Consider the following 22595-nt stretch of genomic DNA (forward strand, 5'->3'; position numbering starts at 1 on the left):
GTTGCTCGGGGAGACAGTGGAGTGACCGGATGGACCGCTATCCGCCCATCGCCGATCACGGCCTCGTCGGCGATCTGCAGACCGCCGCGCTCGTTTCCTCCCAGGGCGTGGTCGACTGGTTCGCGGCACCACGCTTCGATTCGCCCAGCATCTTCGCCGCCCTGCTCGACCACGACGGCGGCGGGCACTTCCGTATCGCTCCCGAGCATCCCGATCTCGCCTGCAAGCAGCTCTACTATCCGGACACCGCGATCCTGGTCACGCGGTTCATGTCGCCGGACGGCGTGGGTGAGGTCGTCGACTTCATGCCTCCCGACCGGACCCGTACACCGACCGACCGGCACCAGCTCATCCGTCTGGTACGGGCGGTCCGGGGAACGGTCGAGTTCTCCCTGGAGTGCCGGCCGCGCTTCGACTACGGCCGCGCCGAGCACCGGCTCGACGTCGACGGGAGCGGTGCCCGGTTCCACGCGCCGGGCACGGAGGCGTTCCTCCAGGCGACGTTCCCCCTGGAGGCGGACGGCCACGACGTGCGTGGCACCGTCCGTCTCGATGCGGGGCAGAGCGCCGGGGCGGTGTTCACGGTCTGCGCCCCGGGCGGCAGTCCGCCCGACCCCCTCACCATCGGTGCCGTCCACGAGCGGCTCACCGAGGTCACCCGGTTCTGGCACGCCTGGCTGCGCCAGTCCCGCTACCGGGGCCGCTGGCCGGAGCTGGTGCACCGCTCGGTGATCACCCTGAAGCTGCTGACGTACGCGCCGACCGGCGCGCTGGTGGCGGCCGCCACCATGGGCCTGCCCGAGCAGGTGGGCGGGGAGCGCAACTGGGACTACCGCTTCACCTGGATCCGCGACGGCTCGCTGTCCGTGCGGGCCATGCTCGACCTCGGCTTCGTCGAGGAGGCCACGGCCTTCGTGCACTGGCTGGTCGAGCGGCTGCGCGAGCGCGAGGGCAAGGAGGACGAACCGCTGCAGACGATGTACCGCATCGACGGCAGCCCCGACCTCCCCGAGGAGAGCCTCGAACACTTCGAGGGTTACCGCGGATCCGCGCCCGTGCGCATCGGCAACGGCGCCGCCGACCAGCTCCAGCTCGACATCTACGGCGAGGCGGTCTACGCCCTGTCCCAGGGGCGCGAGATCGAGGCGCAGTCGTCGTACGAGGGGTGGGAGACCTTCGCCAAGACACTGGACTGGCTGGCGGATCACTGGGACCGGCCGGACGAGGGGATCTGGGAGACCCGCGGCGGCCGCCAGGACTTCACGTACAGCCGGGTGATGTGCTGGGCGGCCTTCGACCACGGCCTGGCCCTGGCCGACCACTGGCGCAGACCGGCCGACATCGACAAGTGGCGCGCCGCCCGCGACGCCGTCTTCAAGCAGGTCATGGACCGCGGCTGGAGCGACAAGGAACGCGCGTTCATCCAGCACTACGACGGTGACGTGCTGGACGCCTCGCTGCTGCTGATGCCGAGGGTCGGCTTCCTGGGCTCCAGGGATCCGCGGTGGCTGTCCACGCTGGACGCCATGGACCGTACGCTGGTCTCCGACAGCCTCGTCTACCGCTACGACCCCGCCGCCTCCCCCGACGGCCTGCGCGGTTCGGAAGGCACCTTCAGCCTGTGCACCTTCCTGTACGTCGACGCCCTGGCGCGTGCGGGTCGGCTGGAGCAAGCCCGGTACACCTTCGAGAAGATGCAGACGTACGCGAACCATGTGGGCCTGTTCTCCGAGGAGATCGGCCCCAGCGGAGAGCAACTGGGCAACTTCCCGCAGGCGTTCACCCACCTCGCGCTCATCATGGCGGCGAGCACGCTCGACGACGCCCTCGACGCAGAGCACGGGCGCTGAGGCATGGCCGCCCGTGATTCCCGCGTGGAGGCGCCCCGGCTGACCACGGCCGAGTTCGACGCCCTGTACCGGCGGCTGGCGTCCGGCGCCTCGTGGGCGGCCGGCGCGCGGGGTGCGCTCGCCGCCCTGACGCCGGATCGGGTGGCGGCGGCGGCACGGGAGATACGGACCGGGAGGACGGTCACCCTGGCGGCGCCGGTGGAGACGTCGACGGGACCCGACAGCCCGGATCCCGCCCGGCACACCATGCGCGCCTGGTCCGACGCGTCCGACGACCAGGGGCTGCACTTCGCGCGGGACAGCTTCGCGATGAACGTGCACGGGGACACCGACAGCCACCTCGACGCCCTGTGTCACGTGATCTACCGCGGCACCCTGCACGGGGGCGTGGACGCGAGCAGTGTCACGGCGGACGGCGCGACGGCGCTGACGGTCGGGGCGCTCGCGGACGGGATCGTGGGCCGTGGCGTGCTGCTGGACATCCCACGGCTGCGGGGCGTGCCCTGGCTGGAACCCGGCGAGCACGTGAGCGCCGACGACCTCGCCGCCGCCGAGCGGTCCCAGGACACCCGGGTCGGGGAGGGCGACCTGCTGTTCGTACGGGTGGGTCACCGCAAACGCCGCGCCGAGGCCGGTCCCTGGCACACGGCGGAGGCCAGGGCGGGCCTGCACCCAAACGCTCTGGAGTTCCTGGCCGAGCGGCGGGTCGCGGTCCTGGGCAGCGACGGCAACAACGACACCGCCCCGAGTGCGGTGGACGGCGTGGACTTCCCCGTGCACGTGCTGGCGATGCACGCGATGGGCGTCCACCTCCTCGACTATCTGCAGTTCGAGGATCTGGTGCCGGTCTGCGCGGCCGAGGGGCGCTGGTCGTTCCTCTGCGTCGTGGCCCCGCTGCGGCTTCCCGCCGCCACCGGCTCCCCCGTCAACCCGATCGCCGTTCTGTGAGGGCGCCGTATGGGCAACCCCGGTCAGGAACCCGCGATCGTCGTGGTCATGGGGGTGTCGGGGTGCGGGAAGTCCTCGACGGGGATCCTGCTGGCCGAGCGGCTCGGGGTGCCGTTCCTGGAGGCGGACGATCTCCACCCCGCGTCGAACCGCGCCAAGATGGCCGCCGGCCGGCCGCTCACCGACGAGGACCGCCGCCCCTGGCTGACGGCCATCGACGAGTGGATCGAGGAGGCGACGGCCTCCCGCACGGGTGGGGTCGTGGCCTGCTCGGCGCTCAGGTACCGGTACCGGCAGATGTTCCGCAGGGCGGGGACCCGCGTATGGCTGCTGCATCTCGCACTCGACGAGGCGACGGCCCTCCGGAGGGTCGCACGGCGCAGCGGACACTTCATGCCGGCCGTCCTGGTGGACTCCCAGTACGCGGAGTTGGAGCCGCTGCGCCCGGACGAACCGGGCCTGACCGTCGACGCCGAGAACTCCCGTCAGTGGATCGTCGACCAGGCGGAGGCCGCTCTGCACCGGGTCGGATGGGCGGGGGGACCGTGCCGGCGAGAGCCCGGGTGAGCCCGCTTCCCGACGCCTGTTCGCCAGGGGCCGGGGGTGGAGGTGCCAAGGAGCCGGGGAGGTGGAAGCGCCAGGGTGCTGGGGGTGAAAGCGCCCGATAAAATCGGATGCGTATCCGATCACATCCAATAGGGGATTTTGAGCGATTCCAGCCGTGGGGGGCCGAGATCCGGACAGACAAGGCCAACGACTCCACGGACGGGGCGGTTCATGACCGGCGACCAGCACTACGACGTCATCGTCATCGGCACCGGAGCGGGCGGCGGCACTCTCGCGCATCGCCTGGCACCCAGCGGCAAACGCGTGCTGATCCTCGAACGCGGCGGCTACCTGCCCAGGGAGCGGGACAACTGGGACTCCACGGCGGTCTTCGTCCAAGGCAAGTACCGCGCACCGGAGTTCTGGTACGACAAGCACGGCAACGAGTTCCCGCCGGAGGTCAACTACTACGTCGGCGGCAACACCAAGTTCTACGGTGCCGCGCTCTTCCGGCTGCGCCCCGGCGACTTCGGCGAAGTACGCCACCACGACGGGCTGTCCCCGGCCTGGCCCATCGGCTACGAGGACCTGGAGCCGTACTACACACAGGCCGAGCACCTCTACCGCGTGCACGGGCGCCACGGAGAGGACATCACCGCGGGCCCGGCCGGCGAGCAGTACGCCTACCCGCCCGTCGAACACGAACCGCGGATCCAACAGCTCAGCGACGACCTGGAGAAGCAGGGACTGCACCCCTTCCACCTGCCGATCGGGGTCGACCTCACCCAGGACGGGCAGGGCCGGGCCACGCACGCCAGTGCCTGCATCCGCTGCGACCGGGTCGACGGGTTCCCGTGTCTGCTGGGCGCGAAGTCCGACGCGCAGGTGATCTGCGTCGACCCCGCGCTCGGGCACCCCAACGTCACGATGGTGACCCATGCCGACGTCCGCCGGCTGGAGACCGACGCGTCCGGGCAGACGGTCACCGGCGTGGTCGCGGACCTCGGGGACGGGACCACGGAGACGTTCACCGCGGACATCGTGGTCGTCGCCTGCGGCGCGGTGAACTCCGCGGTCCTGCTGCTGCGTTCGGCCAACGACCGGCATCCGGCGGGCCTGGCCAACAGCTCCGGCGTCGTGGGCCGGCACTACATGCGCCACAACAACCTGGCGCTGATGGCCGTGTCGAAGGAACCGAACCCCACCAGGTTCCAGAAGACCCTGGCCCTCAACGACTGGTACTTCGGCGCGGACGACTGGGAGTTCCCGCTCGGCGGCATCCAGATGCTCGGCAAGTCGGACGCCGACCAGATCCACGGCGAGGCGCCGCGCTGGGCCGGCAAGGTCTCCCCCGACATGCCGTTCGAGGTCCTCGCGCACCACGCGGTCGACTTCTGGCTGTGCGGGGAGGACCTTCCGCTGCCGGAGAGCCGGGTCACCCTGGACAAGGACGGCGGCATCCACCTCGCCCTGGACGAGAAGAACAACATCGCGGGCCTCAAGCGGCTTCAGCACAAGTTGCAGGGAATGCTGGGGCACTTGGGGATGCATCCGCACCGTCTGCTGTCCCACAGCATCTATCTGCACAAGGGGATGCCGATCGGGGCGACGGCCCACCAGGCCGGCACCGTGCGCTTCGGGACCGATCCGGCGAGCTCGGCCCTGGACGTCGACTGCAAGGCCCACGACCTGGACAACCTCTACGTCGTGGACACGTCGTTCTTCCCCAGCATCGGCGCGGTCAACCCGTCGCTGACCGCCATCGCCAACGCCCTGCGCGTCGGCGACCACTTGATCGAACGGCTGGGCTGAGGGCGAGCGGCCGGCCGGCGCGGCGGAGCGTCGATGCTCCGCCGCGCGGGCCGGCCCGCGTCACACGTTGTCCCCGGGAAGCCCCGCGGCGCGGGTGTCGGCGTCGGTCAGCGGCTCCAACTCGCCTTGTGTGTCGAGCCGGTAGACCAGCACCAGCGCGGGGCCGATCAGCACGACCGCGATGATCGCCACGATGGCCAGCCAGCGCAGTGTGTGCGCGGCCCCGGCCCCGTCGGCCACCGTCAGCGTGGTCGGCAGCAGATAGGGGCGCTGGGCGAAGCCCCAGGCCACGATGGCCAGGGCCACGGTGGCGACCGCGGTGTGCCGTGACCAGCGGTGGGAGCGGACCAGCAGGAGCGCCACCGTCGCCACGCCGGCACATGCCGCCAGGATCACCATGAGCAGGCCAAGACCCCGCGTCATCCCGTGCCAGACGTACGAGGCGTCGTGGTGGGTGACCGGCAGGGCGATCGCGGCCAGCACCACCACCGCGCCGAACGCGAGCAGGGCCCGCAGCCGGAAGTAGCCGACGAGGTCGTCCGCGCCGAACCGGCGCGCGTCCGCGACCAGGAAGACGGCGCCGAGGAAGGCGGTGGCCGCGATGGCGAGCAGACCCGCGAGGATCGACGTCGGGTTGGCCCAGACGTGCGCGGTGGCGGGCGTGCCCACCGCGACCCGGCCCGAGGCGACACCGCCGAGGACCGAGCCGAGGAAGTACGGCGTGAGGAGCGAGGCGACGGCGAACACCGCCCCGTAGACGCGCCGTCGGGCCAGGCGCCTGCTCGGCTTGCGCAGCGCGAAGCCCGCACCGCGCAGCACCGTCCCGACGGCCGCGAGGGCCAACGGGAGCCACAGAGCGGTGAACACGGCCTGGAACATCGTCGGGAAGCCGGTCCACATCAGGACGAGAACGAAGATCAGCCAGACGTTGTTGACCTCCCACACGGGCGCCATGGCGTGGTCGATCAGCCAGCGTGGCCGCTTGCCCCGGTCGGCACCGCCCGCCAGCAGATCCCAGAACCCCGCTCCGTAGTCGGTGCCCCCACCGCACGCGTAGGCGGCGATCACCACGACCAGTACCCAGGCGATGGCATCGGCGATCATCGCTCACCCCCAGTGGACCCGTCGGACGGTCCCTTGCCCGGCCCGCCGCCGGAGGGAGCCCCGGCGGTCGCGGCGTCGGCCGGGTGTCTGGGCCCGTACGGGGTGTCGGCCTCGGGCTCCAGCACCGTGGCCGAGGAGGTCGCGGCCTCGTCGGCCGCGCGCCAGCGGTCGCGCATCTTGAGCAGGACCGCCAGGAACGAGCCGAAGGCCGCGACGTACACGACGATGACGACCCCGAGCACGGCCCAGATCCCCCCGGCCGCGGTGTGGGTGACGGCCTCGGACACCCGCATGTGGTTGTAGACGATCCAGGGCTGGCGGCCGACCTCCGTGGCGATCCAGCCGCATTCGACGGTCACGAGGCAGGCCACGCCCGCCACCGCGGCGCAGCGCAGGAACCAGCGGTTGTCGGGCATGTCCCGGCGGCGCCACCACAGCCACGCGTACCACAGGGCCAGCAGGATCAGCACGCTGCCGATGAGCGCCATGATGTCGAAGCAGAAGTGGACGAGGGTCGCCTGGGCCGCGGTCGGCCGGTCCGCCGGCAGTACCGAGGTCAGTCCGGTCACCTTGGTGTCGGGTCTGAACCCGGCCAGGATCGAGTCCAGTTGGGGGATCTTGATGCCGCCGGAGATGGACCCGTCGGAGTGCAGCCGGCCGAAGATGTATTCAGGCACGTGCGTGTCGGTCTTCCAGACGATCTCCATGGCCGCGAACTTCACCGGCTGCTTCTGGAACACCGAACGGGCGGCGGAGTCCCCGAGGAAGAACTGGATCGGCGTCAGGATCGCGGCGATGGTGAACGGCACCATGAAGCCCAGCTTGTGGTACCGGTCGCGGCGGCCCCGCAGCCAGCCGACCGCGTACACACCCGCGACCACGTAACCGGCCGTCAGGAACATCGCCACCACGAAGTGCCAGTACTCGGTGCCGAAGATCGGGGTGAAGACGGCCTTCCGCACGTCGACGTCCGTCGGGTTGCCCTGGGCGTCGAGGCTGAACCCCTGCGGGGTGTTCATCCACGAGTTGGCGGCGATGATCCCGAACGCCCCCATCATGGCGGCCAGCGGCAGCGGTACGGCAAGCCAGAAGTGGGTCCACGGCTTGAGGCGGCGCCAGCCGTAGAGGTAGATGGCGATCATGATGGCTTCGAGGAAGAACGCCCAGGCCTCCACGCCGAAGCCCAGACCGAACACGTCACCCCAGCGCCCCATCATGCCCGGCCACAGCAGGCCGAACTCGAAGGACAGCACGGTGCCCGTGACGACACCGATGGCGAACTGCACCGCCATCACCGCCGACCAGCGCCGGGCGAGCTGCATCGCCACCGGATCGTCGCGGCGCAGGCCCCGGTAGTGCATGACCAGCGTGATGAAGGGCAGGGCCACCCCGAAGGGGACGAGCAGGATGTGCGAGGCCAGGGTGAAGGCCATCAACTCACGTGAGGGCAGGAGCTGGGCCGGTGTACCGGCGGCCAGGTGCGCTGCGGTGCTGAGCATAGGTGCCTCGGTGATCCTCACCCGCCTCGGCGGGGAACGCAGGGACAGGACGATGACGGCGCGGACCCCCGGCCCGGTCAGGGCCCGCGCAGCGCCGCGGTGACTCCGGGCGGCTCGGCGGGCCCGGTGCCGGGCACGGTGAAGGCCCGCTCCCGTCGCGCGCCGGAGGCGAAGACCACGGACCAGCTCAGGACCGCGCCCAGCCTGCTGCGGAACCCCGTCAGGAAGGCGATGTGGATGAACAGCCACGCCAGCCAGCCGCCGACGCCCGACAGGTGCACGGGCCCGGCCTTGACGACGGCCCGTCCGCGCGAGATGTAGGCCGCGCTGCCCAGGTCCCTGTACCGGAAGGGCTTCGGCTCCTTCGTCCGGCCCTCCACCGCGTGACGCACGGCCCGTCCCGCGTAGGCGCCGGACTGCATGGCGACCTCGGCCAGACCGGGCAGGTGGTCGAGGGCCATCACGTCGCCGACCACGCGGATCTCCGGATGGCCGGGAAGGGTCAGATCGGGTTCGACGGCGATACGGCCGGCCCGGTCCTGCTCCGCGCCCGTGGCCCGCGCCAGGGCGGCGACGATGGGCGGGGCCTCGACGCCGGCCGTCCACAGCACGGTCCGCGCGGGGTGCCGTGTGGTCGTGCCGTCCCGCTCCTTCACCGTCAGGCCCTGCTCGTCGAGGTCGGTGACCCGCGTGCCCAGATGGAGTTCCACACCCAGATCGCCGAGGGCGCGGGCCGCCCGCCCCGCCAGACGGTCCCCGAAGGGTGCCAGCACCTGGTCGGACCCCTCGAAGAGCAGCACCCGGGCCTGGAGGGGATCGATGGTCCGGAACTCCCGGTCCAGGGTGTGGCCGGCGATCTCCCGGATCTGGCCGGCCAGTTCCACGCCGGTCGGCCCGCCGCCGACCAGGGCGAAGGTGAGCCAGTGCCGCCGGTCCCGCGCGTCGGTGGCCGACTCGGCCATCTCGAAGGCGCGGTAGATCCTGCGGCGCACCTCCAGGGCGTCCTCCAGCGTCTTCATGCCCGGGGCGTGCGCCGCGAACTCGTCGTGCCCGAAGTAGGACTGGCGCATGCCCACCGCGACGATCAGGTCGTCGTACGGGACGACGAGGCTGCCGCCCTCCGGCCGCCGGGCGTGGACGGCGCGCCCCTTGACGTCCACGTCGGTCGCGTCGGCGAGCAGGCAGCGCACGTTCGCGTGACGGCGCAGGACCGCGCGCAACGGTTGCGCGATCTGGCCCTCCGACAGGATCCCGGCCGCGCACTGGTACAGCAGCGGCTGGAAGAGGTGATGCGCCCGGCGGTCGATCAGCGTCACCGCGACCGGTGACCGGCGCAGGGCCCGCGCGGCGAACAGCCCGGCGAACCCGCCCCCGATGATCACCACCCGGCGGGGCGTCACATGGTCTTCCACGAGGCCTCAGCCGCCGGTGGCGAAGCCGGGGAAGAGGGTCATCCCGCCGTCGACGTACAAGGTCGTGCCGACGACGTAGTCGAGCAGGTCGGACACCATCGCGACGACGGCGTCGGCGATGTCCTCGGGGTCGCCGACCCGGCGGTACGGGATGAGCTTGAGGAGTTCGGCCTCGGCCTCGGGGGTGTCCCAGGCGGCGGTGTTGATCGGGGTGCGGATGGCACCCGGCGCGACCGCGTTCACGCGGATGTGGTGCGGGGCGAGCTCCTGGGCCAGGGTCTGCATCATCATGCCGACGCCGCCCTTGGAGGAGGCGTAGTTCACGTGGCCCGACCACGGGACGATCTGGTGGACCGAGCTCATGCAGACGATCTTGCCCGCCGCACGGGACACCTCCGGGACGACACCGCGCCGCATGAACTCCTTGACGGCCTCCCGCGCGCACAGGAACTGCCCGGTCAGGTTGACGTCGATGACCTTCTGCCACTGGGCCAGCGTCATGTCCACGAGCGAGGAGTCCCGCTGGAGCCCGGCGTTGGCCACCATGATGTCGATGGTCCCGAACTCCCGCACGATCCGGGCGACCATCTCGACGACCTGGTCCTCGTCGGACACGTCGGCCTCGTGGGCGTAGGCGTTGACCCCGAAGCCCTTGATCTCCTCGACGACCTTCTCGGCCTCGTCGGCGCCGACGACGTAGTTGACCACGACGTCCGCCCCGGCCCGGCCCAGGGCGATGGCGGTCGCCTTGCCGATACCCGAGTTCGCGCCGGTCACCAGGGCCTTCTGCCCTCGCAGAAGCCGTGCGACCAGCGGCGTACCGCTTTCTACGACACTTCCTGCCACCAGGATCCTCCTCGCTCGATTCCCACCCGCACCCGCCCCCACCGGCCGGCGGGAAGGCCTCGCGGAAGACGCCAGAATTCGGTGGCCAGCAAAATGCATCGACGCCGTGAGCGGCTGCCCGACGCGCGCGGCCGGGTCCCTTCGACCGCCGATGTCACTCCGGTGGCTCAGGCGGATCGCGACGTCATGGGCGGCCGGTGGCAGGCCGGGCGCCGGGGTTCGCCGGAGCCGCCAGGCCGTGCGGGCGGCGCACCGTCGCCGCGTCAAGGCGGCGTGCCGTGCGGCACTCGCGGCACCGGGTGCATCGAAGCGTTCCCGCCGGAGTCGGCAAGATGTGATCTGAACCACACGGTGAAATTGAGCGTGCAATTTCACGTTCGCGCAAAGCGGGTTGGAATTCCTTCTTTTCTGTCAAAAAGGCAGCTCGTCGCGGGTGGCGCGCCAGGCGCGCGAGGTGGCGCGGTGTGGCGTTGCGCTGCAGCAAAGCGCGCCTCCCCGTCCAGGTGGGCGGAAAGCCGCCCGGTGTCGGAACGATCTGCTCGGAGGCCTGCACGTTTACCGGCACTGGTGGGCTTATCTGTTTTCCAGAGCAACGATGCTTCAGGTGCCTGCCCGCCCGACGGGGGACGGTGCGGTCACGCCACCGCCTGAAACGAAGGAAGACATTCACTGTGGACTACGACGTAGCCGGCTTCACGCTGGCCTTCGCCGCCGCGGCGCGGTCTTTCGCGCCCGACGTGTGGTTCTTAGTGCGGCGCCTCCTGGGCGCCGGTGTACGCCTCGGCGCACAGGCCCTGGTCGAACAGCAGCCTCCCTCCCCTGCAGCCCAGCCCGACGCGGCCTCCCTGGACGAGGGAGGCCGCCGGTGACCATCCAGCAGCCCGATCCGGCAGGACACACGATCGACAGTCGCACCCCTCAGATGCCGGCCGACTTCTGGGACTTCCACGCCCGCTACGACCGAGCCTGCCTGGAATACAGCCGCATCCACCTCGGCGACGCGGCGACCGCCCGCCGGCTGGTCGACGCCACGTTCCTCTACCTGTCCACCATCTGGCCCCGGCTCCAGTCCATGCCGGACCGCGGGTCGTACGCCTGGGCCCTGTTCAAACAACGCGTGCACGGCGAGCTCGCGGCCCTGGGCCGCAGCCCCGCCACCACCGAGACCCTGGCCTTCGCCCGGGCCATGCGCGCGGCCACCGAACCCCTCCTGGCCTCCTTCCGGGACTCCTTCCACGCCGAGCACGCGGACGAGATCGCCGAACTGGAGGAAGGACTGGGTCTCTACCGGCACATGGCGCGTCTGAGCGAGCGCCAGTTCGACGTCGTCGTCCTGCGCAACGCGCTCGGCTTCAGCACCGCGGACACCGCCCTGATCATGGGCATCAGCGAAGCCACCGTGCGCTCGACGCATCGCACGGCCAGGGCACGGCTCGCCGCCGCCATGGGATACCGCACCGACGACACCCGCGAGACGGACAAGGAGTGAGCGGCCTGTGAACCGCACCCCGCGCAGCATCGACGAGGCTCTGCGCCGCGCCCGCGTCTTCAAGGGCGAGTACACCGGCGCCGACCTCGACACCGCCCGGCACCGTCTTGCCCGGCACCTCCACGAGCTGCGCTGGGTGCAGTTCCTGAGCGCCGTCCCGCACGGCGGCCGGCGAGCCCGACCGCTCCCGGCCGCCCTGCACGAACGGGCCGCGTACGACCTGCGCCTGCTGTGCCGTGGCACGGTCCGTCACCGCGGCGCCGCCGCCCGCATCACGGCCTTCGACATGAGCCGCGATCCCGACGGCGCTCTCACCTTCGCGAGTCTGCTCTATCTCGCCGACCAGGAGGAAGGAGCGCAGTTCTGGTGGCACTTCGCGGCGGGCGCCGGCAACGTCACGGCGGCGTTGTGCCTCTACCTCACCCATCTCCGGCACGGCGACATGCGCGACGCCACCCACTGGGCCGGCCAGATCCACCGCCTCAACAGCCTCGGCTGGAACACGTACACACCCGTCCCCCATCACGCCGGCCTTCACCGCCGTGCGGCCTCGGCAACCCCCTCCATCACGTACACACTGCCGCCTCCCGGCCCCGATGTCCGCGAACACATCCTCAAGGACGCCGTCGACGGCCTGCACACCCCGCACAACGGCGACCTCGGCCCCGTCCCCCAGCCCATCCCGGCCCTCGCCGAACACTGGACCCACCTGGTCCACGGGGCACTCTGATCCGCCTCCCTCCCGACGGGGCACGGGATGTGTCGGACTCCGAAGCGTGGGAACCCGGCCTCACGAGGAAACGTCACCGCATTCGATGACACCTCGACAGATCCGTGGTTCGACCGCGGATTCAACGAATTTCGATGAGGGAGTCTTTCTTCATGAGTGACGGCATCTGGGGCTACCAGCCGACCACCGGCCACATCGCGGGCACCGACCTGATCGGATACAAGGTCGAGGCCACCGACGGCAGCATCGGGAAGGTCGACAAGCACTCGGACGAGGTCGACTCCTCCTACCTCGTCGTCGACACCGGCGTATGGATCTTCGGCAAGCACGTCCTGCTTCCGGCGGGCACCGTGCAGTCCGTCGACCAGGACGAGCGGAAGATCTACGTCGCGCTCACCAAGGACCAGGTCAAGAACTCTCCCGAGTTCGTCCAGGACAAGCACATCGGCGACGCCGACTATCACGAGCGGGTCGGCGGCTACTACACGAACCTGCGCATGATCTGACCTCACGGCATCGGCGCGCGAGGGGCGGGTGGTGAACGGACTTCCTCTGTTCGCCACCCGCCTTCTCGCATAACGCCCCTTCGCATGCCGCCACTTCGCGTACGGCGAGCCCGTCGGTCAGTCGGCTCCGGACGCCGAGGGATCGGGCGGACGGAGGCGGGCGGCGAAGACGATGATGTCGTCGTCGGGGTCCTCCCCGAAGGTGTCCACCAGGTGCGCGCACAACGCCTCCGGCTCCCCCGGCCCTTCCGCCACGACAGCGCTCAGCAGATCGAGGCGTTCGTTGAGATCGGTGTCGCGGGTCTCGACGAGCCCGTCGGTGATCATGACGAGCCTGCTGCCCGCTTCGACGGGATGGCTGACGGCCACGGGCTGCGGCAGGCCCAGGCCCAGGAGCGGGCCGTGTTCCCTCAGATAGCGGGGCGTCCCACCGGGCCCCAGGAGCAGGGGTGGCAGGTGACCGGCGTTGGCGACGTGCAGGCGTGCGTGGTCGGCGTCGACCAGGACGATGCACACGGTGGCGGTCCAACCGGGCTGGTGCAGACCCAGCAGATGGTCCAGGTGCTGCAGCAGGACGTGCGGGGGCAGGTTCTGAGCCGCGTAGGCGCGCAGGGCGTGGCGGATCTCGCCCATGACCATGGCGGCCTGGAGTGAGTGGCCGACGACGTCCCCGACGGCGAGGAGCAGACCCTGCGGGGTGGCGACCGCCTCGTAGAAGTCGCCGCCGATCTCCGTCGTGGCGGCGGCGGGCAGATAGCGCACCGCGAGTTCCGCCCCGGGGCTCTGGGGCAGGCTCGCGGGAAGGAAGGTGCGCTGGAGGGCCAGGGCGAGTTCGTGCTCCTGTCCGAAGCGCTCCACGACGTCCTTGTGCTCGACGGTCAGCTCCGCGTAGAGGGCCATCACCCCGGCGTTGGTCTCGGTCAGTTCCTCGTTGAGGCGTTCCAGTTCGTCGCGTTGGGCGTGGGCTTCCTGAAGTGCGTTGATCAGGTCGCGGGACTGTGCCTGCAGGTCGTCGATCGCGCTGGCGGGGCCGTCCGACTCCAGGAGGGAGAGGACCTGTTCCACCTTCAGGTCCCGGGCGGCGAGCTCGGGGATGTGGCAGACGATCTCTATCCGGCCGCCGCCCGAGTGGTCCGGGGGTCCGGGGGCCGGCTCGTGACGGGTCTGCGGCAGCAGCCGGGTGACGGCGGTCAGCGATTCGCCGCTGGGCGCGCGGTCGTCGCGCCACTGCAGGAGTGTGCGGAGCGCGGCGGGCTCCTGCTGCAGGCTGAACACGGCGGTCATCGCGGCGGGGCGCAGCAGATCGCGCCCCAGCTCGCTCACCGCCGTGGCCAGGCGCACCTGGTCGCGGTCGTCCAGGCCGACGGCCGAGGCGATGGTCTTGGCGTGGCGGCGCAGGGCGAAGATGTCGTGCTCGGTGCTGAGCGGCGTCACCAGCAGGGCACTGGCGCCCGCCGTGTACTGGTGGGCGCGTGGGGCGGGTACGTTCACCGGGCGGCCTTGGCGATCACCGCGCTGGCGTCGTCGCGGCGCGTTCCGGCCTGGCGCATCAGTGCGGCGGCGATCAACGCGGGCGGGTGGTGGAGCAGGCCCGCCAGGTCGTTGTGGGTCCAGCGTTCACTGAGGCCGTCGGAGTGCATCACCAGGATCCCGTGTCGAGGCAAGTGGTGCTCGTACGTGCGCAGTTGGTGCATCTGGTGACCGGTGATGCCCGGGTGGGAGAGCAACGTGCTGCGGCTGGTGCTGGTGACCAGGGCGGCGGTGATGTTCCCGACGCCGCAGAACAGCAGGCGGCCGTCCGGCTCCAGGCGCGCGATGGCCACCGCCGCGCCGCGTGTTCCACGCAGAGCACGGTGCACCTGCTCCATGGCCCCTTCCGGGGTGCGGGCGGTTCCCGTCCTGAAGGCGTGGACGGCCGCCTGGGCGGCCACGGCGGCCATCGGTCCGTGGCCCAGCCCGTCACAGGACATGATCAGTACGCCGGTGCCGGGCCCGGCGACGGCGGCGCGCACCGCCGTCGGACGACCTGAGCGGCCGGGGCCCGCGAAGGAGCCCCGGGTCGTCGCTGTCCGCGGGTGAGGGGTGGCCGGGCGGACACCGGTCAGGGCCGACCAGCCGACGGCACCGGACGCGGGCGGACCCGCCGCCTTCTCGGTGGGCGGGACGGAGAACTGCTCGCCGGTGTCCGTGCGGGCGGTCCAGGCGTCGCCGCAGACCTGCTCGCCGCCGATGGGCCGGGTGACGCCTCCCACCGCGGGTTCTCCGGCCACCGAAGGGTGTGCGGGACGTGGCCAGAAACGGGCGAGTTGTACGGTGCCCAGGCCGGGCTGGGAGTGGATGTGGAAGGAGTCGGCGAGGCGCCGGACCGCGCCGAGGCCGATGCCGAGGGTGCCGGTCGTCGACATGCCGTCCTGCAGGGCCGCCGGCACGTCGGCGATTCCCGGGCCGCCGTCCACCGCCAGCACCTCCACCCCGGCGATGTCCTCGTTGCGTACGACGCGCAGCAGCAGGGAGCCGTCGACGGCGTGCTTGGCGATGTTGCCCGCCAGTTCGGCCACCGCCAGCACGAGCTGGGAACTGCGCTGCTCCCCCAGGCCGATACGTCGGCCCAGGGCGGCGGCCGCACCACGGGCGGCCTCCGGCTGGTCGCGGAACCAGGCCACGTCCTCGCAGTCGAGCAACCGCGCGACGTCCACGGCCGTCACCGCGCCCACTTGGTGACGGTCACCGTGGTCCCCTGTCCGGCGACGGTCTCCAGGACGAAGTCGTCGACCAGTCGTTTGGAGCCGGACAGCCCCAGGCCCATGCCGGCGCCGGACGTCCAGCCGTCGGTCAGGGCCAGGTCCACGTCGGGGATGCCGGGCCCCTGGTCGCTGAAGACCAGGCGCACGCCGCGCCGGCCGCGTTCCTCCACCAGGCCGGCGGTCATCGTGCCGCCGCCTCCGTGGATGAGGGTGTTGCGGGCCAGCTCACTCGCGGCGGTGATCAGCTTCGTCTGCTCGACCAGGGAGAAACGGCATTCCTGCGCCAGGGCGCGCACCCGCTGGCGGGCCTGCACCACGCCGGCGTTGGCGGTGATCTCCAGCGTCTCCGAGGCGCTGGAGGCCCCGTTCACAGGCCTGCCGCGGCATCCGGCACGATGCCGTCGGATCCGGGACCGGCCGCGACGTCGGGATCGGACTCCCCGAGGGACTGGGCGCGGGCCTGTCGCAGCAGGCGCAGCCCCTTGTCCAGGGTCAGGGCGGTCCGTACGCCGCCCAGGGACAGGCCGAGTTCGACCAGGGTGATGGCGACGGCCGGGCGCATGCCCACCACGACGGTCTGCGCGTCCAGCAGACGCGAGATGGAGGCGATGGTCGCCAGCATCCGGCCCACGAAGGAGTCGACGATGTCCACCGCGGTGATGTCGATGACCACACCGTGGGCGCTCGTCTCGACGACCTTGGCGGCCAGGTCGTCCTGAAGGAGCATCACCGACTGGTCGTCGAGGTCCGTCTGGATCGACACCAGCAGGACCTGTCCGATCTGCAGGACCGGAACGCGCTCGGTCACCGAGCACCGGCCGGGGGTGCCGTGCGCGAGAGCGTGACACCGGAGCGGCGCAGCGCGTGCCGCAGGGCATCGGCCAGGGTGGCCTTGGTGACGATGTCACCGAAGTTGATCCCCAGCGCCACGATCGTCTGCGCGATCTGCGGACGGATGCCGGAGATCGTGCACTCGGCGCCCATCAGCCGGGCCGCCACGACGGTCTTCAGCAGGTGCTGGGCGACCTCGGTGTCCACCGCCGGCACGCCGGTGATGTCGATGATGGCCTGCTCGGCACCCGTGTCGATCAGGGCCTGGAGCATCTTCTCCATCACGACCATCGTGCGCGCCGAGTCCAGGGTCCCGACCAGCGGAACGCCGATCACCCCGTCCCACAGCTTCACGACCGGCGTGGACAGCTCCAGCAACTGCTCGGCCTGCGCCGATATCAGTTCCTCGCGCGTACGCGTGTAGACCTCGATCGTGAACAGGCCCAGGGTGTCCAGCAGCGCGGAGAACTTCAGGTACGCCTGCAGGTCGCTGTCGTCGCCGGACGGGGACGGCTCCAGGACCTCCTTGAGCGCGAACACGCTCACCGCGGTCTCGGTGGGGGTGAAGCCCTGGTGCGCGCGGTTGCGCGACAGTTCGGTCAGGAGCGCCCGGACCTCGCCGAACGCCTCCCCCCGCCCGTCCAGGCTGCCGTCGGCGAGCGCGGCCACCAATGCCGTGTAGATCTCCTGCAGTTCCCGCTGGACCTCGGCGCGGCTCACCCGCCCGCCGAGGGAACCGGTGACCTTGTCCGCCCATTCGGCGCCGAGATCCTCACCTCGGACCGTGAGCAGACCGACCAAACGATTCGATACGCCTTCACCAGCCACGGAGCACATCCTTCTTCGCAGGAGGCCAGGCGGCCTGTTCGGAACCTTAGGTCATCTGAGTGACCTGCGGACCTTGTCCTAAAACAGTGATGTGCGACACGCCGAAGCCGGCCGAGGCCCTTGATCCGGCGCCACCGGTGGCAGCGGTTCACGGGCCGCGTGCCAGGCGGCGGGGAGGGCGGCGACGCCCGTACGGGCGGCGATCACCCCGCCCGCGACGGCGCAGGTCGTGTCGATGTCGCCGCGTCCGGCGACCGTGAGCCACAGGCCCTCGTGCAGGTCGTCGAGGTGGCCCGCGGCGCACCACAGGGCGTACGGGACGGTGTCGGGCCCGGACATCCGGTAGCCGGAGCCCAGGACCTCCGCGGCGTGCCGGACCGAGGTGTGCTCCGGCATCCGGGCCGCGATCCGCACCCCCGACCGGACGTCGCTGTCGGGGAGTCGTTCGGCGACGGCCCGCAGGAAGTCCGGACGTGCCGGGGCGGGGCCGCCGCGGCTGCGTGTCGCCAGCGCCGCGGCGAGGGCGACCGCCACTCCCGCGGTGATCGCCTCCGGGTGGTGGTGCGAGACCTCGCTCTGCCGGGCGGCCTGCTCGGCGACGACGTCGAGGTCGACGGCGTGCCACGCGCCGAGCGGGGCGGCGCGCATGGCCGCGCCGTTGCCCCAGGAGCCCTGGCCGCCGAACTGCCCGGCGACCACGTCCCGCCAGGGCTCGCCCGCGCCGATCCGGCGGAGCACGTCGTGCATCGAGGCTCCGTAGCCACGGTGCGTGTCCTCGGCGTAGGCCGCCGCGAGGCTCAGGGCGAGGCGGTCCTGGTCCAACGTCTCGTCTCCCGCGGCGAGTTCGCGTACGAGGACGATCGCCTGGGCCGTGTCGTCGCTCCACTGCCACAGCGACTCCGGGGGTGGCGTCCGCGCCTCCAGGGCCGCCGTACCGTCCTGGCGCAGGATGCGGAACCAGCGGTCACCGAAGGCGTCGCCGAAGGCGAGCCCCTGCAACGAATCCAGCGCGGCTGCGGGAATGTTGATCATCGAGGCAGTATCACAGCGCGACGACGCTCCGGCCCAATGCTTTAGCCGCAGACGTACCTCCCCCCCCCGCTCGGAGGTCAGGGCGTGACGAGGACCTTCAGTGCCTCGCGTTCGTTCATGGCTCGGTAGCCGTCGGCGATGTTCTCCAGGTCGACGGTGCGGTCGAAGACGCGGCCGGGGCGGATGGAGCCGTCGAGGATGTGCGGCATGAGCTCCTCGATGTAGGCGCGGGCGGGTGCGACTCCGCCGGTGAGGGTGATGTTGCGCAGGAAGTCGCCGAAGCCGAAGGGGACTTCGGGGTACTGGGGTGCGCCGACCCGGCTGATCGTGCCGCCGTCGCGGACCACGCCGAAGCTCTGGGCGAGGGCGTCCTTGAGCCCGACGCATTCGAGGACCTTGCGGGTGCCCTCGCCACCGGTCAGGTCGCGTACCCGGGCGACGCCCTCGTCCCCGCGTTCGGCGACCACGTCGGTGGCGCCGAACGCGCGGCCCAGGTCGGTGCGTACGCGGTGGCGGCCCATGAGAACGATGCGTTCGGCCCCGAGCAGCTTCGCGCTGATGACGGCGGCCAGGCCGACGGCACCGTCGCCGACCACGGTGACGCTGTCCCCTCGGGTGACGCCGGCGGTGCGCGCCGCGTGGTAGCCGGTGCACAGGACGTCGGACAGGGTCAGCAGGTCCGGCAGCAGATCGGAGTCCTCGCCGACCGGCAGTCTCACCAGGGTGCCGTCGGCCTGCGGGACACGGGCGGCCTGGCCCTGGCCGCCGTCGACGCCGCGCACGCCCCACTGGCCGCCGTGCCGGCAGGAGGTGTGCAGGCCCTCACGGCAGTAGGCGCAGGTGTTGTCGCTGTAGACGAACGGGGCCACCACCACGTCGCCGGGCTTCAGGCCGGTGACCGCCGAGCCGGTCTCCTCTACGACGCCGAGGAATTCGTGGCCCATGTGGCGGGGGTCGTCGGTGGGCGGCAGCGACTTGTAGGGCCACAGGTCGCTGCCGCAGACGCAGGACAGGACGATCCGCACGACCGCGTCGGTGGGGTTCTGGATCTTCGGGTCGGCGACGTCCTCGACTCGGACGTCGTCGGCCCCGTACAGCAGGGTGGCTCGCATCGGCGCGGCTCCTCAAAGGGGGTGGGCTGGATTCGGTCTCGGCGGCGGTGGAACGTGCCGGCCGCCTGGTCGGCGGGTTCGCCGCGGTCTCTGTCAGGCCTCGGGGATGGCGCGGCCGTGGTCGGCGAGGGTGATCGCCTCGGGCTCGGGGCCGCCGCGCCGGCCGGTCTCCAGGGCGTCGAGGGCGGTGAGTTCGTCGGTGGAGAGGTCGAAGTCGAAGACGTCGAGGTTCTCGGCGATCCGCTCGCGCCTGGTGGACTTGGGGATGACCGAGCGGCCCTGCTGGAGGCCCCAGCGCAGCAGCACCTGGGCCGGACTCCTGTCGTGGGCCTTGGCGACGGCGGTGACGGCCGGGTCCTCGAGGACGCTGGTGCGGTGCTCGCCGTACCCGGGGTAGAAGGTGATGCCCCCGATCGGGGACCACGCCTGGTTGAGGATGTGGTGCCGGTCGTCGAAGTCGAGGACGGCGCGCTGCTGGAAGTAGGGATGGATCTCGAGCTGGTTGACCGCGGGTACCACGGAGGTGGCGTCCAGGAGCGCTGTCAGGTGATCGGTCATGAAGTTGCTGACGCCGATGGCGCGGACCTTCCCGTCGGCCAGCAGCTTCTCCAGGGCCTGGTAGGCGGCCAGGGTCCGGGCGAAGTCCGAGGGCAGCGCCTGGTGCAGGATCAGCAGGTCGATCCGGTCGACGCCCAGTTTGGCGGCGCTCTTGTCGAAGGCGTGCAGCGTCTCGTCGTAGCCGTAGTCACTGATCCAGATCTTCGTCTCGACGAAGAGTTCGTCGCGGGGTACGCCGGAGTCGCGGAGGGCCTCGCCGACCTCGCGTTCGTTGCCGTAGGCGGCGGCCGTGTCGATGTGCCGGTACCCCAGCTCGATGGCGGCGGTGACCGCGGCCCGCGTCTCCGGGGGCGGGGTCTGGAAGACGCCCAATCCGAGGGCGGGCATCTCGACACCGTTGTTGAGGGTGAGGGTCTGCATCACAGGCACCTTTCTTCGCGAGCGGCCCGTGGGGGCACGTCGAGGGTGGCGACGGTCGGACGGGCGGTCCGGCCGGTTCCTTCGGCCTTCTCCATGGGGTTCCCGCTCCATGGAATCCATTCGGTCCTCTCCATGGAACGCCGATCTCGCCCGCGGGTGGGAGTCACCGCTCTTCCGGGTACTGGCAGTACCTCGCAGCCGTCCGGAAGCCGACCTACTGTGAAGGAACCGCCGTCCCGCCCGTCGCACACCGAGCCGGTCGCGCACCGAGCCGAAGGAGCAGCCCGTGTCCCGCACACCCATCGCGTCCCGCGCCGCGGGCACGCCGAGCGGGCTCTGCCCCCGCGGCGGGCACGCGGCACAGGCGGGGCTGTGACCATGGACGCCTCGGAGAAGAGGAACCTGGCCGCCGAGGTGCGCGAGTTCCTCAGCACACGAAGGGCCCGGATCACCCCGCGGCAGGCCGGGCTGCCGGTCTACGGCGGACAGCGCCGCGTCCCGGGGCTGCGCCGCGAGGAGGTCGCCCTGCTCGCGGGCATGAGCGTCGACTACTACGTCCGCCTCGAACGCGGCAACCTCGGCGGAGCCTCCGACTCGGTCCTCGAGGCCCTGGCCCACGCGCTGCAGCTCGACGAGGCCGAGCGCACCCACCTGTACGACCTGGCCCGCGCCTCCGGCGTCCCGGGACGGCGGCCCGCCGCGACGACGACCCGGGTCCGGCCGACGATCGTGCGGATTCTCGACTCGATGACCGGCGTGCCCGCCTACGTGCGCAACCGCCGCTTCGACGTGCTGGCCGCCAACGCGCTGGGGCGGGCCCTGTACGCGCCGGTCCTCGACTCGCCCCTGTTCGCCCAGCGCGGGCCCGTCAACACCGCCCGTTTCCTGTTCCTGGACCCCGCCGCGCGGAACTTCTGGGTCGACTGGGACAAGGTGGCCGACGACTCGGTCGCCTTCCTGCGCACGGAGGCGGGCCGGGCCTTCCACGACAAGGCGCTGACCGACCTGATCGGCGAGCTCACGACCAAGAGCGAGGAGTTCGCGCGCCGGTGGGCACGCCACGACGTGAAGTTCCACCGCTCGGGCCTCAAGCGCCTGCGCCACCCCCTGGTGGGTGAGCTCGCGCTGCCCTACGAGGCGATGGAGCTGCCCGCCGATCCCGGCCTGCGCCTGAACTTCTACACACCCGAACCGGACTCCCCGGAGCGACAGGCCCTGGGCCTGCTCGCGAGCTGGGCGGGCACCGGCACGGTCGTTCCGGCAACGAACGACTGACGACGACACGAGGAGAGACACCCGTGCACCACCGACCGCTGGGCCGCACAGGCGTCCAGGTCAGCCCGCTGTGCCTGGGCGCGATGATGTTCGGCCCCTGGGGCAACGAGGACGAGGCCGACTCGGTACGGATCATCCACCGGGCCCTCGACGCCGGCATCAACTTCGTCGACACCGCGGACGTGTACTCCGCCGGGGTCTCGGAGGAGATCGTCGGCAAGGCGCTCAAGGACCGGCGCGAGGACGTGGTCCTGGCGACCAAGTTCTTCATGCCGATGAGCCAGGACGACCCCAACGCCCGGGGAGGCTCGCGGCGCTGGATCATCCGCGAGGTCGAGAACTCCCTGCGCCGCCTGGGCACCGACTACATCGACCTCTACCAGGTCCACCGTCCCAGCCCCGACACCGACGTCGCCGAAACCCTCGGCGCCCTCTCCGACCTCGTGCACCAGGGCAAGATCCGGTACATCGGCTCCTCGTCGTACTCCGGCTCCCAGATCGTCGAGGCCCAGTGGGTCTCGCGCGAGCGCCGTCTGGAGCGGTTCGTGACCGAGCAGCCGCCGTACTCGATCCTGGTCCGCGGCGTCGAGGAGGACGTGCTCCCCACCGTGCGCCGCCACGGCATGGGCACCCTGACCTACAGCCCGCTGGCCGGCGGGTGGCTCTCGGGCCGCTACCGCAAGGAGTCCTCCTCCGGCCCGGCCTCCGCGGCGCGACCGCAGGCCCGCTTCGACATGAGCAGCCCGGCCAACCGGCGCAAGCTCGACGCCGTCGAACAGCTCGCGCTCCTCGCGGAGAAGGCGGGCCTGTCGCTGATCGAGCTGGCCGTCGCCTTCGTGATCAACCATCCCGGCGTCACCTCGGCGATCATCGGGCCGCGCACCATGGAACAGCTCGAGGCGTTCCTCCCGGCCGCCGACGTCACGCTCACGGCCGACGTGCTCGACCGCATCGACGAGATCGTGGCCCCCGGCGTCACGGTCAACCCCGCCGACAACAGCTACGGCGACTTCGAACTGCGGGCGGACCAGCGGCGCCGCTGACACGGCGGAT

22 protein-coding genes are annotated in these 22595 nt (G+C 71.2%); 10 read left to right on the forward strand and 12 right to left on the reverse strand.

Features of this window, described 5'->3' with window-relative positions; translation table 11 throughout:
• Positions 1–29: 29 nt before the first annotated feature.
• From ACFRIC_RS17430 to ACFRIC_RS17445, 4 genes are all read left to right on the forward strand, one after another.
• Entirely contained in the window at positions 30–1850 is a 1821-nt protein-coding gene (locus ACFRIC_RS17430; RefSeq protein WP_382786195.1) for a glycoside hydrolase family 15 protein, read from the forward strand.
• Between the two features lie 3 nt (positions 1851–1853).
• The gene (locus tag ACFRIC_RS17435) at positions 1854–2798 is read left to right on the forward strand and encodes a cyclase family protein (protein ID WP_382786198.1); all 945 of its coding nucleotides are present in this window, start codon (positions 1854–1856) and stop codon (positions 2796–2798) included.
• Positions 2799–2807: 9 nt separating this feature from the next.
• A complete protein-coding gene (locus tag ACFRIC_RS17440; RefSeq protein ID WP_382786201.1) occupies positions 2808–3365 on the forward strand; it encodes a gluconokinase in 558 nt (185 codons plus the stop codon).
• A gap of 210 nt (positions 3366–3575) precedes the next feature.
• Positions 3576–5156, forward strand: coding sequence for a GMC oxidoreductase (locus ACFRIC_RS17445; RefSeq protein WP_382786204.1), 1581 nt, complete (start codon positions 3576–3578; stop codon positions 5154–5156).
• A 60-nt stretch (positions 5157–5216) separates the two neighbouring features.
• Here ACFRIC_RS17445 and ACFRIC_RS17450 read toward each other — a convergent pair whose 3' ends face one another.
• From ACFRIC_RS17450 to ACFRIC_RS17465, 4 genes are all read right to left on the reverse strand, one after another.
• On the reverse strand, positions 5217–6260 hold the full coding sequence (locus ACFRIC_RS17450) for a cytochrome d ubiquinol oxidase subunit II (RefSeq protein ID WP_382786207.1): 1044 nt from the start codon (positions 6258–6260) through the stop codon (positions 5217–5219).
• Positions 6257–7759 (reverse strand): cytochrome ubiquinol oxidase subunit I, encoded by a 1503-nt coding sequence (locus ACFRIC_RS17455; RefSeq protein WP_382786210.1) that lies wholly within the window; start codon positions 7757–7759, stop codon positions 6257–6259. The genes ACFRIC_RS17450 and ACFRIC_RS17455 overlap by 4 nt, the downstream gene beginning before the upstream one ends.
• A 77-nt stretch (positions 7760–7836) precedes the next feature.
• Entirely contained in the window at positions 7837–9171 is a 1335-nt protein-coding gene (locus ACFRIC_RS17460; RefSeq protein ID WP_382786213.1) for an NAD(P)/FAD-dependent oxidoreductase, read from the reverse strand.
• A 6-nt stretch (positions 9172–9177) separates the two neighbouring features.
• On the reverse strand, positions 9178–10017 hold the full coding sequence (locus ACFRIC_RS17465; protein ID WP_382786216.1) for an SDR family oxidoreductase: 840 nt from the start codon (positions 10015–10017) through the stop codon (positions 9178–9180).
• 671 nt (positions 10018–10688) lie between these two features.
• Here ACFRIC_RS17465 and ACFRIC_RS17470 point away from each other — a divergent pair.
• From ACFRIC_RS17470 to ACFRIC_RS17485, 4 genes are all read left to right on the forward strand, one after another.
• Positions 10689–10886 carry a hypothetical protein gene (locus ACFRIC_RS17470; RefSeq protein ID WP_382786219.1) on the forward strand — a complete coding sequence of 66 codons (198 nt, stop codon included), beginning with the start codon at positions 10689–10691 and terminating at the stop codon, positions 10884–10886.
• Entirely contained in the window at positions 10883–11506 is a 624-nt protein-coding gene (locus ACFRIC_RS17475; RefSeq protein WP_382786222.1) for an RNA polymerase sigma factor, read from the forward strand. The genes ACFRIC_RS17470 and ACFRIC_RS17475 overlap by 4 nt, the downstream gene beginning before the upstream one ends.
• Before the next feature lie 7 nt (positions 11507–11513).
• Positions 11514–12236, forward strand: coding sequence for a hypothetical protein (locus tag ACFRIC_RS17480; protein ID WP_382786225.1), 723 nt, complete (start codon positions 11514–11516; stop codon positions 12234–12236).
• A gap of 152 nt (positions 12237–12388) precedes the next feature.
• Positions 12389–12742 carry a PRC-barrel domain-containing protein gene (locus ACFRIC_RS17485; RefSeq protein ID WP_382786228.1) on the forward strand — a complete coding sequence of 118 codons (354 nt, stop codon included), beginning with the start codon at positions 12389–12391 and terminating at the stop codon, positions 12740–12742.
• A gap of 117 nt (positions 12743–12859) precedes the next feature.
• Here the strand turns inward: ACFRIC_RS17485 and ACFRIC_RS17490 are convergent, their stop codons facing one another.
• The 8 genes from ACFRIC_RS17490 to ACFRIC_RS17525 all read right to left on the reverse strand — a co-directional run bounded on the left by ACFRIC_RS17490 (position 12860) and on the right by ACFRIC_RS17525 (position 20267).
• Complete coding sequence (locus tag ACFRIC_RS17490) at positions 12860–14233, reverse strand: PP2C family protein-serine/threonine phosphatase (protein ID WP_382786230.1); 1374 nt, start codon at positions 14231–14233, stop codon at positions 12860–12862.
• Positions 14230–15456, reverse strand: a complete 1227-nt coding sequence (locus ACFRIC_RS17495; protein WP_382786233.1) for an ATP-binding protein — start codon at positions 15454–15456, stop codon at positions 14230–14232. The genes ACFRIC_RS17490 and ACFRIC_RS17495 overlap by 4 nt, the downstream gene beginning before the upstream one ends.
• A complete protein-coding gene (locus tag ACFRIC_RS17500) occupies positions 15444–15857 on the reverse strand; it encodes an anti-sigma regulatory factor (RefSeq protein ID WP_382786235.1) in 414 nt (137 codons plus the stop codon). Before ACFRIC_RS17500 ends, ACFRIC_RS17495 begins: the two co-directional genes overlap by 13 nt.
• Complete coding sequence (locus ACFRIC_RS17505; RefSeq protein ID WP_382786237.1) at positions 15854–16294, reverse strand: STAS domain-containing protein; 441 nt, start codon at positions 16292–16294, stop codon at positions 15854–15856. The genes ACFRIC_RS17500 and ACFRIC_RS17505 overlap by 4 nt, the downstream gene beginning before the upstream one ends.
• A complete protein-coding gene (locus tag ACFRIC_RS17510) occupies positions 16291–17154 on the reverse strand; it encodes an STAS domain-containing protein (protein ID WP_382786240.1) in 864 nt (287 codons plus the stop codon). Before ACFRIC_RS17510 ends, ACFRIC_RS17505 begins: the two co-directional genes overlap by 4 nt.
• A 69-nt stretch (positions 17155–17223) precedes the next feature.
• Positions 17224–18177, reverse strand: coding sequence for an ADP-ribosylglycohydrolase family protein (locus ACFRIC_RS17515; RefSeq protein WP_382786243.1), 954 nt, complete (start codon positions 18175–18177; stop codon positions 17224–17226).
• A gap of 77 nt (positions 18178–18254) precedes the next feature.
• Positions 18255–19289, reverse strand: a complete 1035-nt coding sequence (locus ACFRIC_RS17520; protein WP_382786245.1) for a zinc-dependent alcohol dehydrogenase family protein — start codon at positions 19287–19289, stop codon at positions 18255–18257.
• Between the two features lie 93 nt (positions 19290–19382).
• On the reverse strand, positions 19383–20267 hold the full coding sequence (locus ACFRIC_RS17525; protein WP_382786248.1) for an aldo/keto reductase: 885 nt from the start codon (positions 20265–20267) through the stop codon (positions 19383–19385).
• Positions 20268–20645: 378 nt separating this feature from the next.
• Between ACFRIC_RS17525 and ACFRIC_RS17530 the strand changes: the two genes are divergently transcribed.
• Together ACFRIC_RS17530 and ACFRIC_RS17535 are read left to right on the forward strand one after the other, a co-directional pair.
• Positions 20646–21542, forward strand: a complete 897-nt coding sequence (locus tag ACFRIC_RS17530; RefSeq protein WP_382787218.1) for a helix-turn-helix transcriptional regulator — start codon at positions 20646–20648, stop codon at positions 21540–21542.
• 23 nt (positions 21543–21565) lie between these two features.
• Positions 21566–22585 (forward strand): aldo/keto reductase, encoded by a 1020-nt coding sequence (locus ACFRIC_RS17535; RefSeq protein WP_382786251.1) that lies wholly within the window; start codon positions 21566–21568, stop codon positions 22583–22585.
• The last annotated feature ends 10 nt before the right edge of the window (positions 22586–22595 follow it).

The sequence above is a fragment of the Streptomyces sp. NPDC056738 genome, from assembly GCF_042790435.1.
In the GTDB taxonomy this organism is placed as follows: domain Bacteria; phylum Actinomycetota; class Actinomycetes; order Streptomycetales; family Streptomycetaceae; genus Streptomyces.

Bases quoted from the DNA above. Each gene is read 5' to 3' on its own strand.
- ACFRIC_RS17435 (WP_382786198.1), top strand. From the start codon at position 1,854: ATGGCCGCCCGTGATTCCCGCGTGGAGGCGCCCCGGCTGACCACGGCC.
- ACFRIC_RS17485 (WP_382786228.1), top strand. From the start codon at position 12,389: ATGAGTGACGGCATCTGGGGCTACCAGCCGACCACCGGCCACATCGCG.
- ACFRIC_RS17515 (WP_382786243.1), bottom strand. From the start codon at position 18,177: ATGATCAACATTCCCGCAGCCGCGCTGGATTCGTTGCAGGGGCTCGCC.
- ACFRIC_RS17520 (WP_382786245.1), bottom strand. From the start codon at position 19,289: ATGCGAGCCACCCTGCTGTACGGGGCCGACGACGTCCGAGTCGAGGAC.
- ACFRIC_RS17530 (WP_382787218.1), top strand. From the start codon at position 20,646: ATGGACGCCTCGGAGAAGAGGAACCTGGCCGCCGAGGTGCGCGAGTTC.
- ACFRIC_RS17430 (WP_382786195.1), top strand. From the start codon at position 30: ATGGACCGCTATCCGCCCATCGCCGATCACGGCCTCGTCGGCGATCTG.
- ACFRIC_RS17510 (WP_382786240.1), bottom strand. From the start codon at position 17,154: ATGTGCTCCGTGGCTGGTGAAGGCGTATCGAATCGTTTGGTCGGTCTG.
- ACFRIC_RS17450 (WP_382786207.1), bottom strand. From the start codon at position 6,260: ATGATCGCCGATGCCATCGCCTGGGTACTGGTCGTGGTGATCGCCGCC.
- ACFRIC_RS17440 (WP_382786201.1), top strand. From the start codon at position 2,808: ATGGGCAACCCCGGTCAGGAACCCGCGATCGTCGTGGTCATGGGGGTG.
- ACFRIC_RS17445 (WP_382786204.1), top strand. From the start codon at position 3,576: ATGACCGGCGACCAGCACTACGACGTCATCGTCATCGGCACCGGAGCG.
- ACFRIC_RS17455 (WP_382786210.1), bottom strand. From the start codon at position 7,759: ATGCTCAGCACCGCAGCGCACCTGGCCGCCGGTACACCGGCCCAGCTC.
- ACFRIC_RS17525 (WP_382786248.1), bottom strand. From the start codon at position 20,267: ATGCAGACCCTCACCCTCAACAACGGTGTCGAGATGCCCGCCCTCGGA.